Raw genomic sequence first — 18,497 nt, 5'->3', positions numbered from 1 at the left:
CTCTACACACCCACCAAGTGTCAGGCGATTCTGCTCCCTGAATATGGACCGGGCCGTAGGAGGGATTCGCTTTGTCTGAGGACACCGGATAGGTGATTGACTTTCTCCGTCGCGGTGTTTCACCTCTCGGGGAATGAACTCCGGTTGAAGCACCCTTGCGTCGGTGATAATAGGTGTCGACGAACAGCAAGCGGAATAAGCAGAAGGGGGGCCTTTCCGAATCTTCCGAAAAAGTATATTGTTGCAGGTCAGGTCATCGAAGAAGTGCTTTGAGGACAAATTACTACATCTTTGAAACCAAATATTGTTCCATGGCCGATATCACAGGCAACATAGTAACACAGACACAACGCCGGAGTTTCCTATTCCAGTGTGCCAGTTTGATTCTTGGGTCTATATTAATCCTCTTGGGAAGTTTCGTTCTCCGAGATTCACCATATCTCGGTGCCAGTCTTTGGGTTTGTGGATTGACAATTGACATGTACACGATTTATATTGTGTATCGGGAGATGGTCGACGTTCGTACGGACATCGAAACTGCTCGGAGCGAAATTCAACGAACGAAGACGGATATTCAAAATACGAAGGAGGAGATCGTTGAGATTCAAATGAAGGTGGAAGACACGGCCCAACGGATCGAGGGAATCGCCACAGATATGTATGATAGACAGGGCAGCACGGATATGTGGGACGAGCTGAAGACAACGCCTGCGAACCGGAAAAAGAATATTAGCCGGGATAAGGACGACCCGTACGAGTACTAGCAGTGGAGCCTAACCATTAGAAATTCGGCGTTCTTTGGTTGCCATACTATCGACGAATCTATCTACCCACGAATGAATTCAATGGAACGTCTAAATCTCTAAACGCTTGTTTCTGACCTCAGTTATCGATGTCCATTGCTGAATTGAGGCTGGCGAATACTCGATTAAAGGATACCACCTGATTTTCCTCTACGTCGCTCCGGTTCAGTCTTGAAGCGATTCTTTCGGCAATTTGTCGTTTACGAAGTTCGATATCTCCCTTTGAATCCTCAAGTTCCTCAGAGAAGGATGACTCCTCAAGGTACTCAATAAGAACTTTATCAAGTCGGGTGCCTTCATATTCGATACCACCAACTTCCCATCTCAAGCCATCGATTTCTTCAACCTGAGCATGTTCAAAATCACCCTCCAATTCTGAGGTGAAGTCTTCATATTCAGCGTTGAATTCGGAAACATATAGCTCAGGGTCAAACATGTCTTCTGTTACCACGTCTTCGCTATTAGATCGGTTTTCTAGCATAACAACCCGGTCAGAGTCTATGTCCGGATTGTGGTCCTCAATTCGTTCCAAGGCATCACGGCCCTCTTCATCACTATCCAACATAATTGCGTAATCGATTCCCTCGCTTGCTAGCCAGCTTGCCTGCCCGATAACATTGGGCGCTCCACGGACTGGCATAACAGACAGCTCTTTCCATCCAAACAGATCTCTGTCTAGCTCCTGGCTGAAATAATTAGCTACAGCTGCCACGATATAATACTCTGTTGGACCCTCGACTAGTAATTGACGGCGAGAGATGAAGGGTGACGAACCGAGATTCACACCTAATGCATTCCGCAGCGGTTCCAGCGTATGGCTATCGGATTTGAAGATATCTTCTCGTATTTTTGTGCCTCCACGTGGAGTATCTTCTACTGCGCGGATGCGCGAGGGGTATCTCTTATCAATTAAATATGGTGAATGGGAGGAGAAGACTACCTGTTCATTTTGCCCGATATCATTTACAGATTCCAACCAATCTCGTTTCCCCTCCGGATGCAGATAGACCGCGGGGTCATCCAAGAGCAAAACCTTGCTCTCAAGGCCGGAGTTGTTGGATTCAGCGAGTAAGTTGATATAGAAGGATAAGAACCATTGGAATCCTGCACTCCGCTGAGAGGGGTAAGTTAGCGGACGTTCATCGGTTGCAGAGTCCGGATTTAGTTGGTCTTGGATTAGAAGGTTTATTGTTTCTTTAGAAGAGTTCCAATTTATATTTATATTCAGACTCTTTTGAGACCATGCTTCATTTATTCGATCCTCGATTCTATTCTCGGCTTGCTCAATCGCGTTAGACCGGGTCAGAGTCGAATCTTCGAAAGTTTCCATAGAAATACCGCCAAGGTCCAAGAGATTATTGAAAGTTGGGCAGTCTCCGTTTTCGAGTTGTTCAATTGTGGCACTATCGGAGATAAGGCTGTAGCTATCGTAGTAAAGTATGTTCGGGGTAGGCAATTCCACCCGATCTGTATCAATATCGGCATCGATTTCAGCCTCGTAACTATTGTCAAAATATTTAGTTCTTGTAACCGTTAGGGGCATCTCTGCACCTTCTTCAAGATCTGGATAAAATTCTTCCACCAGAGGTTCTTCAAGCTTGAAGCGGAGAGAGATGATCGGCGTCTCCTCAGTAGTATCTGATATGCTCACCGAAGTTGATAGATCACGCTCTGTATATTCATACTCCGGCGAAAAAGAACGTATGGCTTCTAAGGTGGATGTTTTACCACTTTCATTTTTACCGATTAGTGTGGTGACATTTTCTAATTCAATGTAGCCAGTATCCCGGATATTTCTAAAATTCTGAATGCGGATATCTGAGATACGAACCGCTGGTCCGCGACTTGTTACCTGCGTTGCTTCGTCGTCTACCCCGTTATTCTGTTCAGTAACGGTTTCAGTATCTTCGCTTTCCGACGGGACTGCATCTGTGTTTCCACTTTGATCGGTTTTTGCATCTCTGTTCTTTTCTGCGTCCTGATCGGTATTCTGTTTTGAATCAGACTGACGAGACTCACGGGATAGCTCATCACTAGTAACGAGATCCTGAAGAGATTGGAGTTCCTCTGGTGAGGACTCTATCCGAGTGGATTTACTTCCCCTTCCAACGATATATTCACCGAGCCCCGCAGCCTCAACCGTTTGTAGCAGGGTGTTGATTGCCTTCCGAACGGTATCCTTCGAGTTACCAGTAAACCCAAACGTTGTACGTAATTCTTTTTCTATAGCTGGAGAATCAAGATTATCCGCATCTTTCTCCAACCCCTCGAATGATGCTTGGAGAATATGTCTATAGCTGGAATATTGGCTAATCGCTTCTTTAAACCATCTTTCCTGTTCTTCTTCGCTTGAGGAAAAAGATAGCTCATATCCTCGATCCGTCAACTGGTACCCGTCCTCTTCTTCGATAAACCCAAGAGCAACCCCGTACTGCGTTAGTCCCTGAATCTTCCGTTTAGAGAACTCAACTCCTTCGGCTATCTCATCAGTTGAATAAGTGCCTCCAGTAGAAAGAACATCGACTATCCTACAGAGATCCTCAGGTGAACCTCGGGTTGGAGGGAAATCAATATCTGGCATATCCTCGGTAGAGTAGTCATCAAATGCCTGCTGAGCAGTTTCAGAATCATTATTGTCACGCTCAATTTCCCCTTCCGATTCTTCAGCATCAGATGCCGTTCCGGTTGTTGAGGATTTTTTGACCAATCCTTCGTCAGAAATGTCGATGAATCCGAATAAGTCAAATATATCGATAGCGGTGGCGACGCTTGAAATATTCTCCTTATCAATTTCAAGTTGACCTGCGACCTTTTGCGAGAGCTCTCCTTTGGTGAAGTTTCCAGAGTCCACCAGGAATATTACTTCAGAAAATACGTCGTAGTCCATCAAGGACTCTTGTATATTTTCCTGAGCAGATGTCTTTGATTCTCCTACCTTCCTAAAGAAGTCGATTACGGATTTTGAGGGTACGTATACTCCCGCTTTTTCAGCTTCGATTAATCCAATATCGCTAAAGAATTTTAAACAGCTGGAAGTAGTGGCTTTACTTTGATTGATTGCCGCTTTTTTATAGTGAATCGGGGTTTCTTCTTGAGTGTACCTGGTTACCAGATCTTCGAGTGCATTGAAATACGCATCAGAACTGAATCTGTCTAGTGGGAGGGGAAGTTCACTCATGGTATTCTGGTAACAAGCATGGTACAAAAGGATTGTTAGAGCGTTAATAGGGGACTGACAGTATTCGTGTTGACTATTATAATAACAGTCTATGACGTCCGTGGAAAAGACCTGGAATTCGAATGATAATCCCGTTCAGCAGTCTTGTCATTCGCAACTACAGGCACTCCTCTGTGCTCCCCTTTGAGGTAGCTGTCTCTGATATCGGAGATTTCGACGGTGATGGTTTCCCCTACGTCCATGATGCTACTGTCATCGCAACCCCTCCTCTTCTAACATTCGGCTAATACCTCTACAGCCTATCAAACTACCTTACTCGGTCGGCGTGATGGAGAACGCACACTTATGGGGCTCGTCCGTAATTGGTCTCACATACTGAACTATGTCTGAACAGTCTGGATCTTCGTCGGGCCAGCGCGAGCGAACGGAACTTCCTATTGAGCGAGGGTTCCCGATAGAGCGTATCAACGAAATTGCCGAGAAGGAGGGGCGGGCAAAGATGTACTATCGTCCGATTTACACGATGCACAAGTGGTGGGCGCGTCGCCTCGGGTGCGTTTTCCGGTCTATCTCACTCTATACGCTCCTCGATGATCCAGACAAGGTCTCGGTGTTCGAACCCGGTCACGAAGGGGGTACGCTCGCGGACTACGGCGACGACGCCGATGGGACACCTGAGCTGGACATCTCCTCACTCCTCGAACGCGTGGACATGTCCGACCCCGAGAGCCTGTGGGAGCTGTACCCCAAGGACGTTCGCGTTGAGGACAAAAAAGTGCTCGACCCGTTCATGGGCGGTGGCACGTCGCTCGTCGAGGCCTCGCGCTTCGGCGCTGAGGTCGTCGGAAATGACCTGAACCCCGTCGCGTGGTTCGTCACAAAGAAGGAACTCGAAGCCGGCCAAACCGACGTTGAAGACCTTGAGGAGGCGTTCGAACAAGTCAAAGCGGAGGTCGCCGATGAAATCACGCAGCAGTACAAGACGCTCTGTCCAAACGGGGACCACGAAGCGGATGTGATGTACAACTTTTGGGTGAAAGAATTAGACTGCGTCTCCTGTGGACACACTGTTCCGCTGTTCAAGGACTATCGGGTGGCGAAGGGGCGATACGAAAATGACGACAAATACAATGTGCTCTGTTCGGATTGCGGTGCGGTGACACGGGTAGATGATTGGCAATCTGAATCAGTATGCAATGACTGCGGACATGGATTCGTTCCAAAGGAAGGAAATGTTTCTCGCGGTGGGAAATACAACTGTCCAGACTGCGGACAAAAATACGGAATCACCGATGCGATACAAGAGCAAGGTGGATACGATATTCGGCTTTATGCACTGGAGTACTATTGCGGTCACTGTGACGAGAGAGGCGAGCAAAAAAGCGAGCACAAGGGATATAAACAGGCTGAGGAGACAGATATCAACCGTTTCTTAGAAGCAAAAGAGGAATGGGATGAAGCAGAGGCCCTTCACGAATACGTTCCGGATGAGGAGATTCCACCGGGGCATATGACTTCTGAAAGGAACCCTGTCTTTGACCATGGATATTCCCACTGGACAGATATGTATAACGAGCGCCAACTGCTGTGTCTTTCAAAGCTCATGAAGGCTATAGACTCTTTGGAAGATCAAAACAGCAAAGAGTACCTTCTAATGGCTGTGAGCGGCATCTTGAGGACGAATAATATGATGGTGGGGTACGACTATTCTTATAATAAGATAGTGAATCTGTTTAAATCAAACTCGTTTGATCCACCTCACTCCCCTTGTGAGGGGAACGTTTGGGGGGCCGAGTTTGGCCGGGGTACATTCGAATCTATTTGGGATCTAATTATTTCCGGGGTAGAGTATGCTTCTGCACCGACCGAACGTTATGTTGAGGATGGGGAATCTAAAGAAACGGAGCCGTTCTCCCAACCTGTGGGTAGCAACTTCGAAATACACCAAGGTGATGCAAGGTCGATCTCAGCCGAATCTGAATATGATGCAGTAATCACCGACCCACCGTACTATGATAATATAATGTATTCTGAGGTTTCTGATTACTTCTATGTATGGCAAAAAATCCTTCTGGAAGATGAGCATCCAGGGTTTGATCAGACAAAAACACCACGTTCAGATTCTATCGTAACCAATCCATATTTCGGGAAGACAGCGGAGGATTTCGAATCTGAACTGGAACAGTCTTTCTCAGTAATCAAAAGAGCGCTCAAAGAGGAGGGTTCACTCACCTTCACCTATCATCACAGCGACTCTGATTCATGGGGAGAGCTCCTCGAATCACTCTGTAACGTCGGTTTCGAAGTTACGGCGACGTATCCTATTACTGCAGACATTAACAAATTCATCGGGGGAGAAGCAGTCTCTTTCGACATTGTCGTCGTCGCACGACCCATCGACGAGACGGAACCCGCCTCTTGGAACTCTCTTCGTCGAGATATCTACCGTACGGCGCGGCGTACCCGCAAGCAACTCGAAGAGAACCGCGAGCTCTCGCGGGGTGATATCGGTGTGATGGAGATGGGGGCGTGTTTCCGCGAATACTCCAAGCATCACGGGAAGGTCCAGCGCGACGGCGACATCATGTCTGCAAAGGAGGTCGTCCAGGAAATATACGGCATCATCCAGGAGGCCAGCGACATCGGCGTCGAGGACGTGTTCATCGATCTGCTGGACACGTCGAACGTCTCCTACGATGACGTGAACAAGCTCTCCCGCGGGACAAACGCCAACCCGGAGGACCTCAAGGAGATGCGCCTCTACAACCAGGACGACGGCTTCGAACTCGGGACGTGGGACAACGAGAAGCGTCAGGCGTACATCCAAGAGCGCGTCAACGGCGACGGGGGCGAACACCTCTCCAACCTCGACAAACTCCAGTTCCTCCGCTACCGCTACGAAAAAGGCCAGGCCGTCCAGAACTACGTCGAGAAATGGGACGTCGACGACGACATGCGCGAACTTGCCGGTCGCCTTGCCGACGTCACCGGCGACGACACCTACACGCGAGTGCTCGGCGACCGAGACATCACGAGCTTCTAGCCGGCAGCCGCTACCGGCTTTCCGCACCCTCAATCGCGGCTTCGTCGAGGTAGTCGCAGTCTCCCGGGAACACCGGTCGGCCCGCGTACTCGATCAGCTCCATCCTGAGTTCGTGAATTTCCTCTTCCAGAGTGTCGAGCGTCTCTGCCGCATCCAACGCCTTCTGATAGGGCTGGTCTTCGGAATCGACCTGATCGACCGTCTGTCGGAGTGCCTCGATGGCGAGACTGCGCGCCTCGTCCTCTGAGACGTCTTCGATGTTCCCTTCGTCGGTAGTAATCTGGAACATCCAACGGTGAGTCATACCGCCATAACTGAACCGTATTTCTCCGTTGGCTCTATCGGGATTGTTTCTATCCTCGAAGCCATCTCTAACCGGTTTCAGTTCTTCGTTCCAATCGTCAGACCGGCCACGTTCGACTTTCACCAAGCTCTCAAAGACCCACCTGGATAGGTCGACATCGGGCTCGATAGTAAGCGATTCACGCTTTAGCGAGCTGCCTTCAAACTCCTCTACGAACTGATTGCGGAGCTCCGCGAATGTCGATTGCCCGGCCTCGATATCATCCTTCTTCTCTTTCAATCCTGGTGCGTGATTCTCAAGCAGGTCGACGAAATACCGATCGTCTTCTAACCCGAACGGAACCGCTCCGAAGTCCTCGGGGCTGTGGTTGGAATAGATGGACTCTTCAGGCGGCTCGATATCAACTGCGGTCACCTTCGGTAGCCTTCGCTTGCTACTATCGATAATCTCGTCGACGCTGTCGATCGTCCGTGGCACGTCATCTGTTCCGAGCCAGGCATAAACACGCTCCCTGAGCGTCTCAGTGTGGCTCTGACGTACGTCGCGGTTGAGTTCCTGAGCGCGTAGGTTGATTTGGTCTTTCAGCAAGCTCGTTTGACGGAAATAAAGCACGACCAATGCGGCAGTCAGAAAACCACTGGTGACCACACCCGCGAACTGCATCCCCGCTATTCCACCCACGAACCACGCGATTCCAGCGAATACGGATATCAGCCCTATGATTACGAGAGCTAGCAATACGGTCTGTGGCGAATCCCGTTTCAGCATTCGTTGCCCTCACCTTCTCCCATGACTGATATAATATCTCCACTTCAACTCTATCGTATAGCCACGGACCCCATCTGAGCCCATTGTTTCATGCGGTCCGTCTTCCGACTTGGACAGATTCGACAGCGCAATTACTTAATGGTCCGCTGAGAGATATCGATTCGAGAATGGCAGGTCCAGGCCAGATCCCCGGCCGTTACAACCTCATCGTCGAGGGAGCACACGACGCGTTCGACCACCAGATGCCTGTCGAGGAGTTCCTTCGGCGGCTCAAGGAGGACGACGTCCCCGATGAGGTGAGCGTCGTCGGGCTCGCGGACGCGTTCCGGAACGACGACCTCACGGCAGACCTCGCACGCGAGATGGACCGCCGAGCGAACGATCTTGAGTACCAGAGCCCGACCGTACAATTCGTCGTCGAAGGCTCGTTCCACCGCAGCGGGAAGACCTATGACCTCCGCGACGGCGACGACCTGCACTCGCTACAGGAGGTCTTCGGACCACAACTGGAGCGGAAGGGCGACGGCGACTGGTTGGTCGCGCCGTTCTGATTCCAGGCGCGAGAGCCCGGGACAGTCACCGGTACTGATATGAAGCCCGCGTGGGGATGAAGAACTAATGGGTGTCTTCGAGGTCGAAGGGCAGGAGTTCCCCGACCGGGTGAGCTTCAACCACTATCTCGCGGAACACTACGACGCCCTCATCGAGGACGACCTCTACGTTATCGCGGGCCTCACGGAACACTCTCGTGAAGGGTTCCTCGACGTGCTGCGACGAGAGGGATACGAAGTCGTCGAGGACTACGGCGGAATTCAGAAGATCAGCTGTGATTTCGGTGGTGAGCGACCTGCGGAGTTCTACCTCTCCTACGACGTGGAGGAGAACGTCGTCCTCTTCTACACGGACATGCGGAAGACCGAGGAGATCGAGAACACCATCGAACCCCTGCTCGAAAACAAACCGGGGATTCACTATCTGTACATCAGCCCCGGCCTCCTACAGGACATACGGGAGCGAATTGTCTCCGAAGACCCGGCTACCGAAATCACCGAGTTCGTCGCAAAACGGACCGAGCGGACGGACACCAGTTCCCGCTTCCGGCCGGACGAGTGGCGGACGATCAATTACTACGGCCGTGACGGACTGGAGAGCCTCCGGGAGATGGAGGAGTCCTACGGCGTGTTGCCCCGAATCATGGAGTTCAACGTTCCCGGCGAACTCCGTTTCCGGATAAATCACGAAGGCGTGTTCAAACTCAAGGACGGCAGCCTTCTCCGGCTCTTCGAGCACATCGAGACGTGCATCGAAGAGGCTCTCAAAGTCAAACGCGCGTACGATCAAACCGACTTTCGGATGGTGAGGGCATCCGAGTCGTTAGAAGTACCAACGGCCGAACCCGCCACGCTCAACCTCCAGAACACTATCAAATACCACGAGCTGGACGACCTGAAGGAGAGCCTCAGCGAGGAGGGATACGTCCTCCTGAGCTCGTACGCAGAAGAGGGCTCGCTGTACTTCACCACGGAAATCATCGATCAGGTCAAGAAGAGTAGTTTCCGAATCAAGGCGAACGAGGGCCAGATACGAATCTACCCGCAAGACGGGAGCGACCTCGGGACGTTCTATCGGTTTTACGAGTTCATCCAAGACAGCGTCGACGAGCGCGCTGAGTTAGCACAGGTGTAGCGAGGATGGAACTCGACGACTGGAGTGATGACGAAATCCGCGACTACTACGACAGTCTCGTCGAGGAGAACTCGTTCCTGAAAGAGCTCAATGAGAAGCACCGAACGAAGATTCGTGAAGACGAGGAAGCGGTCGAAGTGGCGCGCAAGGAAGCCGAATCCGGAATCGAGCGGTCCAAGAAGCACGATTCGATGCTCACGTCCACGATCTCCGCGTTTCTCCCCGGCGGCCCTATAGAACGAGAGACGGGGTGGTCGTTTCGCGGCGCTGAACCACTCTCGGAGCGTAACGAGCCAAACGCGGACGCCGTCTTCTGCAATCCTGAACGGAATATCGCTCTCCTCGTAGAGTGCAAGACCAGCCTGTCGTCGCCCGGTAAAGCGCTCACACAGATATACGACGCCGCCGATGCGGTCCGAGAACACCGGCGTGAGGTATCGGAGAAGATCGGAATGCAAATCGAGGAAATAGAGACGGCGATCTGCGTTCCGAGCTACCTTGACGAGGAGATCGCGCAACGCATTGAACACGAAGAGCGCAACGGCGACGCCGAGGAGCAGGTCTACGTGTGGCGGCTGCACTATCTGCAGGAGGGCGAAAAGCTCGACCTGTTCACGAGTTTCGCGGACCGGACGCGTTCCGAAGCCACTCACGACAGCGAACTTTCACAGCTTCTCAACTCGGGAATCGAGATATCGAAGGAACGGCAAGTGACGCCGTCGTTCTATCCGTCGTCTCATGCGTTCCAGATTATGGAAGCCGCGTTCGCTCAACTTCTCAAGCGACGTATGAAGGACGACGGCCCGCTGCGTGACTTCACTGCAGAGGAACTCCGCGCGATTCTCACCTCGCAGCGACATTTACCTCACTACGCAGCTGAACAGGTCGGGGAGCGAATCTTCGACGGGCTCATGGAGCGTTTACGGTCCGCCGGTCTCGTGAAGGAAATTGATGCCGGGGATACTGACCTCAACGATGGTTCCGAGTTCTATCGCTACCGGGTTCGAGGTCGGACCGTCGAGACAGTCCTCAGTAATCTGGACGCGAAATATCGGGAAGATGCGCTCGATCGCAAACTCGAACTGGAGGCGAAGAAAGCGGCCCTCTCCGAGTTCGATGAGAGGCAGAGTTCTTTGGAAGACTTCTGACCGTCCGTTACAACAGCTTCAACGGTCCTTCTTTCTCGACTTCCCCCGTCCCGTTTGCTAGGAAGTAGAGGTCGATCCACTCGTCTCCTCGCTCTCGGCAGAAGACGGGGACGCACGTCGTCGTGTGTTCGTATCGCTCTTCGCACCGCGTCTCGATTTGTTCGCGCGTCCAGTCGCCCTCCTGCTCCAGATCGTATCGGTTCCGGACCTCGTAGGAGTGCTCGTCGGCCGCGGCCTTGAGGACGCGTAGCGAGAAGTCTCGGACGTCCTTGAACGCGAACGGACCGCTCATCCGCTTCGCCTTGCTCAGGTCCCCCTCGTCGACGCCGTCCAGACACAGCTCGTTCTCCGCGACGGCGCGAAAAGCCTCCAGTTCGGGGGATTCAGCCGCGAGGGCCTCGTGGATGTAGTCGTGAACGACGCGGTCGTACGCTTCGAGCGAGAAGTCGCCCTCGGGAGAGAGTATCTGTAGTTCTGCGCCTGTCTGTGCGACTCGTCGTCGCCCCGGCTCCAGGAGCGGACACAGGAACGCGAGCCGGTCGGCGTGCAGGAGATACGCGTAACTGAACAGCCGCGAACGGGACGGCGAATCCGTCACCGGGTCGTGCCCTTCGGCGTAGTACTTCGAGTCCAGCACCGCGAGCGTCTCCTCGCCCTCCTGCAGGGCGTGGTCTGGCTCGTGGTAGATCTTCCCCTCCCCCTCGAACGGGTTGACCGAAGGAGACCGCACAGGCGTCACGTCGTCGAGCTCTTCTAGGTGGTCGTAGGATTTGACGTACGACAGTTCGCGCTCGATGACGACCTGCGAGTACTGCTCGAACAGCGACTCCATGTTCAGCACGTAATCGACGACGAGTTCTCGCGGCCCGTCGCGGAGCTGCTGGCCGAGGGACGAGGAGAGTATCGCTTTGGCGACATCGAACGCCTTCTGGTAGTACTGACGCTGCTTCGGTAGGTCGGCTAGCGAGAGGCGTCGATACTCGTCCATTCGGTCCAGTCCGCTTCCGACGCCCATACTCTCCAGTCGTTCCACCTCCCGGTGGACCTCGGAGAAGATACGATCGTACGCCGGATGCTCGTTATCACCGGAGTTCTGCCGGAAGAGACGCAGGAGCGACTTCCCGGCGTAGTGCAGCAGCGAGTTCGCGGCATTGTCGTACTCCGTTTCGTTACGAATCCAGTGCGGCTCCAGAGTTCCCCGGGCGTGATTCATCAGGGTTTGCTCGACGTCGATCTCCCCCCGCCCATCGAGACTATCGATCCGCCTGATGATCAGATCCCGGATGTAACCGTTTCGTTGAATGGCCTCCAACCCATCCAGATAGTTGATCGCCAGCACGACGAAGACGTCGTCAAGGTGGATGTCGTCCGAGAGGAAATCCTGCAGCGGGATGCCGTGGTACTCAATGGACCGATTCTGGTCGTAGACCGCCAGCAGCATGTCGAATATGTACTCCCACTCGACCTTGGGATCGACCTGGACCTTCGATGAAGGAGTGAGGCTCACGACGCCGATGATGTCGGTCGCCTCGACGTGGAGCACCTCGTCTTCTTCGCCGTCGACCGTGACGGTCACGACCTTATACTCCTGATCGGAATCGAGGGCTGTCTGGCATTTCGTGTATACACCGGGGCTCTGGCGCGTGAACGACGCTCGACGAAGCTGGTCCGTGATGGACGACGGACATCCCTCTATCCGTATCTCGCCCCGCTCAGGGACGTTGAAGGTATCTTGCCCGTACTGGTACACTTCGTCGACCGCGCTCATGACTCGTACGAACCCATCTGCCGGCGTTCCTGTTCGAGCTCTCGCTCGGCGAGCTCCGCCGCCGGGGAGAGATCGAAGTCGTCGAACTCGCCGTTCAGCGACCGGTAGTGCTCGGCAATACGCTCGATCTGCGGGAACGCTGCAGAGTTCAGAAGTCTTGGAACGATGTACGTTCTGAACGCCTGCCCGACCGCTGCGGTCTGGTCGTGCTCGTACTCGCCGCCCTCCCGACACGCGACTCCGAGGAACACCGCGACGTCGCGGTAGTGCATCGGCCCGAAGCGCATGATCGCTCCCTGCGAAGTGGATTCATGGCCGTGGTTGATGCCCTCGTAGTCTCGCTCGAAGAGTCTGAGGATGTCGCTGTCCTCCAAGTCCGTCTGTTCGGTCAGGTGGGTCGTAATCCAGGTCTTGAACAGTTGCCGGCGCTTGTCTTCCTCGTACTCGTCGAGTTCGATCATCGCAAACCGGCGGGTGATCGCGTTGTCGAGCTCGTTCACCGTCCGGTCGGACATGTTCATCGTGCAGATGATGTTCACCCGCTCGTCCAGCTCGATGGTCTCTCCCTCGTCCGTCTCGAAGATTGTCTGATGAGGATTCTCGATTGCCGTGTAGAGTGGCCCGAAGATCTTGGAGATATCTGCACGCGTGATTTCGTCGAGTATCACCCCGTACTCGACGTCGAACCGACGAGCACGCTGGACGGCTTCTGAGACGCAGCCGAGCTTGGTCCGGTAACTCAGCGAATCACCCGTGTAGTCGGGGCTAACTCCACCGATGATGTCCGAGGGGGTCCAAGAAGGCGTTGCCGTGTTGAGTGCGTACCCAATACCGGTCTCACGAGCGAGCTGCTTGGCGAACGTCGTTTTACCGGTTCCCGTTGGTCCATACAACACGACCGGTTTCCCCGCTTCGAGCGCGACTTTGGCATTGCGCATCACATCCCTCGGCACGAGGATATCTTCCGGAGTTTCATCTCCTCTGAGACTCACCAACCGTTTGAGACTGTCAGACGCGACCGTCGACTCAAGGACGGCCCGTCGGACTGTCCCAAGACCACGCTTCCCGTCGTGAACAATGTCTAGTTCCTGGTCCTCGATGAGGTACTCCAAGACAGCTTCACTCTCAGCATTCCGGATCGCGTCTTCGACATCGTCTTCGACGCGTCGGAGAATCCCTATCTCGTTCTTCGCATCGTCGAGCGAATATTTCTCGTCAGAGGGGGCCATTTACAGAGATACCTCGATGAAACCATATAAATCCCACATGATACAGAAGCTTATGACCCCGAGCCCCGCTTGATTGAATGTAGAGGGTGTCACAGAACGATTCACAAGGGGTTTTCGTCTACAGCCGGCTGATTCAGCCATTTCCATTATACAATCCGATCTGCAAGAGTAGCGCCTGCATGATTGGCATCACTCAGACAATTATTAAAATATTATTGGCTAAGACCGCGGAAATTGACTCCCTCGCCAGTCTCTAACGCAACGCGATACAGTGTTGAGTCCTGTGTGTCGCGTCACAGCAGCCGCATCATCGACGAGGACCGATACGGTCCTGCCGTGGACCTCGTGATACGTCTTGCACTCCGGATTCGTATCATCAGGAATGTCTACCTGGACGCGTTCTCCCTTCGAGAATCGTTCCTTCATTACAATATCTTGTGTTCAGTTACTCAACGTCCACTTTGCAGAATTCAAGCTTGAGTCGTTTTTTGTTCTCCGGAGAAGGAGATGTGGTCGGCCAATTTTCCACTTATTGTGCCTTCCAGTTGAGGAGTCAGATACGGTGAAGGCGAGTTATCAGTTGACTTCTGTGGGTACGCTGGATGCTCTGTAGTATGAAGCCAGCTCTGTTCCTTCTCAATCGGTTTCAGTGAGAAGTCTGCCAAGTTGTCGTCGGAGGGATTGACTTCTTCCGGCTCAAATTGCTGCGTCTTCTCGTTCCAGATAAACCCGATCCGATCAAGTAACCGATCACGATACTCATCAATTGTGTCACCGTTCTCTTCACTCAATTCGATATCAGCGTGGTTGAAGGCGTCAGCGAACTCTGGCTTCGAGAACGCGGGTGGTGTTTCTCCGTGGACATCTCCGCCGAGGTTTCGGACAATGTCACCGATCTTCCGTTCCTTCCAGAGAGACTCTGGCAAAAAGGTGTCGGAGCCGTCGTCTATCTCCAGTCGCTTGACGCCTTTATAATCGATGACTCGATCGGTGTACCGCTCGTGGTAGTAGTTGGTGCCCGAGGTCTCTGCGTTGATAGCCATAGCGAGGTCCTCTTTTGTGAAGGTGCGGTGGAGATGGTTTGCAATGGCGATTGTCGTCCGGTCGGTCTTCGTCATCTCGACCGCATCACCGTTGACTGTTGCGAACGTGTCCTGAATGTCGTCGATGACACCGTCCAGTTTATCAACCACACTCTGCTCACGACCCCCGTCGAGATACCAGTCTAGAACGCCTTCAAGAACAACGTGGTTAGGGACGTCACACTCTGTTGCGTAGGCGGACATACTCTCTTTGACGTCTTTGTGGACTCGGTTCCATACCTTGTCAGTCTTAGACGACTCAGTTCGGAGAAGAATTTTTTTCTCATCGTGGTCTGGAGACCGACCAGTGGCTTCAACGATGTCGGTGGCGAGTGCTTCGAGTCGGTTCTGTTGTTCGCTCTGACGGTATTCTCGCCAAGATTGTTCAATCTGGATACCGACGTAGGGAGACGTTCCTCCCCATTCAGACTCGACTGCACGTTCAAACCGTTCTAATTTTGAAGCAGGTGCGTCCCAACCCAACTGGACACGATTGCCTTGACTCACGAGTTACCACCTCTACATGCCGAGTTGTCGGTGTGACAACAACGCATCAGTTCAGCTAACACGTTGTTGTCGTTTCGACAACTGACAGTAGTAGTGTAGTAGTGGCACCAGCCACTGCCACTGGCACCGCTACTGCAGTTATCCTTCTGCAGTCTTGCGGTTAGATGTGTTCGGGGAAGCTGTACTCTGGTAGGGCTATACTCTCTCCCGGCTTGTTCAGAAAAAAATGTTCTGAGTGAGTTGGCTCGGTTAGCCATATCCACGGTTGATCGGCTGGCGATGGTCCTCAGTCCTGGTGATTGATTGGTCGTGTGTTTTTCCATCTGTTTCTTCGGCTGAGACTCTAAGACCGCGCCCCCGACGCCGTCGATCGACGTCAGGTCCGTCGCCCAAACTACTGATAGTTGTAACTGCTTGGGAAACGCTTATAAACGGACCCACAGAAGGAATAAAGCAAGTTCGAGGTGATGTGGTGGTACGCATTGCACCTCGAACCTCCGGTTCTTCCGTAGGCTGGTACTGTGGTCTCGCCTTTGACCCCCTTATTATCCGGCTGTATATAAATGTCTGTGTGGGTGGTCGTTCAAACTAACCGCTGAGATCCCTACCCATTTCGATTGATGTCCAGAGTAAACATACAGCGTGCGTCTCTTACACGTCACCTCCTACTTCTTTGCAGATGGTCCTAAGTGAGTTGGTATGTCCGAAGTCCCAACAACAGTAGCGGATCGGCTCAGTGTTGTCGTCTGGTGAACGCTGTATCCCCTCCCTGCTCGCGCCTCCCGTTCGGTCGGCACTCGCTGAGGAAGGGGGCTTAGCGCCTACTTTCAGCTAAATTGCCTTGCCCTTCGACGAGTAGAATTGCGTACGTACTTTTAATTCAAGAACCTACCAATATGTGCAGCCCGATGCCCTAGTGATGTAGTCACGAAAGGGCCGCGTGCTAGAACACGCGACCGGGCTGTTCCAATCTAATCGAACAGCAATGTCCACTACAACCTCTAACCCACAAAAGGCTCTCGGCACTCTCTCGCCGAGAGACGTTCCTATCCAGCAACTGCCAGTCGTTGAATTGTCCGCTAAGCACGTTCGCCGAGCAGGTGAGTTGGCGAAAGATCGTAACAAATCGTACCATCAGATCGACGGAGGAACCACCTTCGGTGCGAACGATTCGCTGACGAGTCATCAAACCGGGATTTTAGGGGAGATGGCCATTGCCGAACTATACGCCACTGATATCGATACCGAGGTCCATCCCTTCGGAGACGGTGGAATTGACGTCCACCTTTGGGAGGGGGTCACAGCGGATGTGAAGGCAACTAAAACAGACAAGATGCAGTATCCGCAGCTCCTGGTCTGTGACGATAACACACTCACCGCCGATCTGTACTTTGTAACGCATATAACTGATTGGCACTCGGACGCTGCAAAGGTTCGTGTACTCGGCTATGCCACGAGAAGCCAGGTAGCAGAAAAAACACCCTATCCCCATCCTGGTTCCACGAAGAACTATGTGGTTGAACCGGAAGAGCTGACACTCCCGCCGCTGGTGCAAGCCTCCCATGAGTAGGTTCAATATGGTCGTGGTGACCACCGGCGCTGTTCTGGTACTATCTGGCTTGTGGATTGCCAACACCACTCTGCGCGATGTAGGATGGCTGCCCGAAGTTGGGCCTTCGACGGTTGCACTTACCGCTCTAATTGGTCCGATCATCTACTACGCAGACCGTTTGTCTGAATCGGGTACCTCTACAACAAGCAACGACGACAGAGCCGAGATAGACCCGGAGGATCTGAAAGCACGAACGGAGAGGTGGTCGGAGGAGGCCATGATCAATCCGGCCTTCCCATCAGGGCACGGACCAGAGGAGGCATCGGGTGACGGAAACTTGGCTGCGGGTAATGAATCCAACGAGGCCGCTGGCGATTCTGATGACACGTCAAGGACCTCGAAGGATGATACAGAGGTCGAAGATTCGGAATTCGAGTTCAATTGGTTGAATGAGACGGGGGTCAACTTCGCAGATATCGGTGGTATGGAAGGCCAGAAGCAAGAGCTTCTGAGAGACGTCATAACGCCGTTAAGCAATCGTGAGAAGGCAAATGCGCTCGGTGTCACAGCTCCGAATATCGTTTTTCACGGTCCGCCAGGTACCGGGAAAACCTATCTGGCGAAGGCCCTTGCGACTGAACTCGATTTGCCAGTAGCGCTCTTGAGTGGCGCTGACATCCAGAGCAAGTGGATCAACGAGTCTGCATCAACGGTCAGGGCTCTATTTGCTGAGGCTCAAGAAGTGGCTTCAAGCGAGGGTGGGGCAGTCGTGTTCATCGACGAGGTGGATTCCGTACTGAAACAGCGGACAGGTGGTGGAAATACGCATGAAGAGGACACTAAAGTTGTAAACGAGTTCTTGGGTGGCCTGGAAGAAACTGGTGAGCATAACATCGTTTTCATCGGTGCTACGAATCGTCTAAACGCGCTGGACGATGCTGGTATGCGGTCTGGACGTATCGATAAGAAGGTCCACATTGGGAAACCAGATACCGCAGCGCGTGAGGCGATTCTCCGTGCGCAACTCGACGAGCGTCGGCACGATATCTCGGATGCTGAAATCAAAGAATTGGCTGCTAGAACCGATGAAGCCGTAGCAGCAGATTTGAAAGCCATCATCGACAAAGCCGCTAAAAAGACCCTTGTCCGTGGGGGTACCGTTGTTCGTTCTCGGGACCTCCGCTGAACCAGACGAAGCACCCATTCTGTCACCGACTTTGGTCGTCGATAATACCGTTCAAGCTGTTACCCTGCAGTTAGTCGCGTTCGAGAGGCTTGAAACCGTTTCCTGAAGCAGTACTCAGACTCCCCGCCGATAATCACGAAAGTGGTTAGAAATGCATGAGTATAAGTTGATTGTCAACAGCGGTTCTATGTGCCCTCTAAACAAACTCTCGCAGTCGAGATAGACGGGACCACAGCTGGATCT

At 52.8% G+C, this 18,497-nt stretch carries 13 protein-coding genes; 7 read left to right on the top strand and 6 right to left on the bottom strand.

What is annotated here, in order from left to right; translation table 11 throughout:
* Positions 1–311 precede the first annotated feature (311 nt).
* On the top strand, positions 312–764 hold the full coding sequence (locus tag ACZ48X_RS06850) for a coiled-coil domain-containing protein (protein ID WP_336349856.1): 453 nt from the start codon (positions 312–314) through the stop codon (positions 762–764).
* 118 nt (positions 765–882) lie between these two features.
* Here ACZ48X_RS06850 and ACZ48X_RS06845 read toward each other — a convergent pair whose 3' ends face one another.
* Positions 883–3,981, bottom strand: coding sequence for an ATP-dependent nuclease (locus ACZ48X_RS06845; protein ID WP_336349857.1), 3,099 nt, complete (start codon positions 3,979–3,981; stop codon positions 883–885).
* Positions 3,982–4,363: 382 nt separating this feature from the next.
* Between ACZ48X_RS06845 and ACZ48X_RS06840 the strand changes: the two genes are divergently transcribed.
* Positions 4,364–7,024: a DUF1156 domain-containing protein gene (locus tag ACZ48X_RS06840; protein ID WP_336349858.1), complete on the top strand. Its 2,661-nt coding sequence runs from the start codon at positions 4,364–4,366 to the stop codon at positions 7,022–7,024.
* Between the two features lie 10 nt (positions 7,025–7,034).
* Here ACZ48X_RS06840 and ACZ48X_RS06835 read toward each other — a convergent pair whose 3' ends face one another.
* A complete protein-coding gene (locus tag ACZ48X_RS06835) occupies positions 7,035–8,096 on the bottom strand; it encodes a hypothetical protein (RefSeq protein ID WP_336349859.1) in 1,062 nt (353 codons plus the stop codon).
* 167 nt (positions 8,097–8,263) lie between these two features.
* Here ACZ48X_RS06835 and ACZ48X_RS06830 point away from each other — a divergent pair, with 167 nt between their 5' ends.
* From ACZ48X_RS06830 to ACZ48X_RS06820, 3 genes are all read left to right on the top strand, one after another.
* Entirely contained in the window at positions 8,264–8,647 is a 384-nt protein-coding gene (locus tag ACZ48X_RS06830) for a hypothetical protein (RefSeq protein WP_336349860.1), read from the top strand.
* A 67-nt stretch (positions 8,648–8,714) separates the two neighbouring features.
* Complete coding sequence (locus ACZ48X_RS06825) at positions 8,715–9,782, top strand: hypothetical protein (RefSeq protein ID WP_336349861.1); 1,068 nt, start codon at positions 8,715–8,717, stop codon at positions 9,780–9,782.
* A gap of 5 nt (positions 9,783–9,787) precedes the next feature.
* On the top strand, positions 9,788–10,930 hold the full coding sequence (locus ACZ48X_RS06820; RefSeq protein ID WP_336349862.1) for a hypothetical protein: 1,143 nt from the start codon (positions 9,788–9,790) through the stop codon (positions 10,928–10,930).
* A 7-nt stretch (positions 10,931–10,937) separates the two neighbouring features.
* Here ACZ48X_RS06820 and ACZ48X_RS06815 read toward each other — a convergent pair whose 3' ends face one another.
* The 4 genes from ACZ48X_RS06815 to ACZ48X_RS06800 form a co-directional block, all read right to left on the bottom strand.
* Complete coding sequence (locus ACZ48X_RS06815) at positions 10,938–12,698, bottom strand: 5-methylcytosine restriction system specificity protein McrC (protein ID WP_336349863.1); 1,761 nt, start codon at positions 12,696–12,698, stop codon at positions 10,938–10,940.
* A complete protein-coding gene (locus ACZ48X_RS06810; protein WP_336349864.1) occupies positions 12,695–13,927 on the bottom strand; it encodes an AAA family ATPase in 1,233 nt (410 codons plus the stop codon). The genes ACZ48X_RS06815 and ACZ48X_RS06810 overlap by 4 nt, the downstream gene beginning before the upstream one ends.
* A 219-nt stretch (positions 13,928–14,146) precedes the next feature.
* The gene (locus ACZ48X_RS06805) at positions 14,147–14,353 is read right to left on the bottom strand and encodes a hypothetical protein (RefSeq protein WP_464379838.1); all 207 of its coding nucleotides are present in this window, start codon (positions 14,351–14,353) and stop codon (positions 14,147–14,149) included.
* A 44-nt stretch (positions 14,354–14,397) separates the two neighbouring features.
* A complete protein-coding gene (locus ACZ48X_RS06800; protein WP_336349865.1) occupies positions 14,398–15,516 on the bottom strand; it encodes a hypothetical protein in 1,119 nt (372 codons plus the stop codon).
* 1,207 nt (positions 15,517–16,723) lie between these two features.
* Here ACZ48X_RS06800 and ACZ48X_RS06795 point away from each other — a divergent pair.
* Both ACZ48X_RS06795 and ACZ48X_RS06790 read left to right on the top strand, forming a co-directional pair.
* Positions 16,724–17,086 carry a hypothetical protein gene (locus ACZ48X_RS06795; RefSeq protein ID WP_336349866.1) on the top strand — a complete coding sequence of 121 codons (363 nt, stop codon included), beginning with the start codon at positions 16,724–16,726 and terminating at the stop codon, positions 17,084–17,086.
* Positions 17,079–18,254 carry an ATP-binding protein gene (locus ACZ48X_RS06790; protein ID WP_336349867.1) on the top strand — a complete coding sequence of 392 codons (1,176 nt, stop codon included), beginning with the start codon at positions 17,079–17,081 and terminating at the stop codon, positions 18,252–18,254. Before ACZ48X_RS06795 ends, ACZ48X_RS06790 begins: the two co-directional genes overlap by 8 nt.
* The last annotated feature ends 243 nt before the right edge of the window (positions 18,255–18,497 follow it).

This window comes from Halorubellus litoreus, from assembly GCF_055378595.1.
The sequence above is the reverse complement of the archived record's forward strand: the minus strand, read 5'-3'. Positions and strand labels throughout refer to the sequence as shown.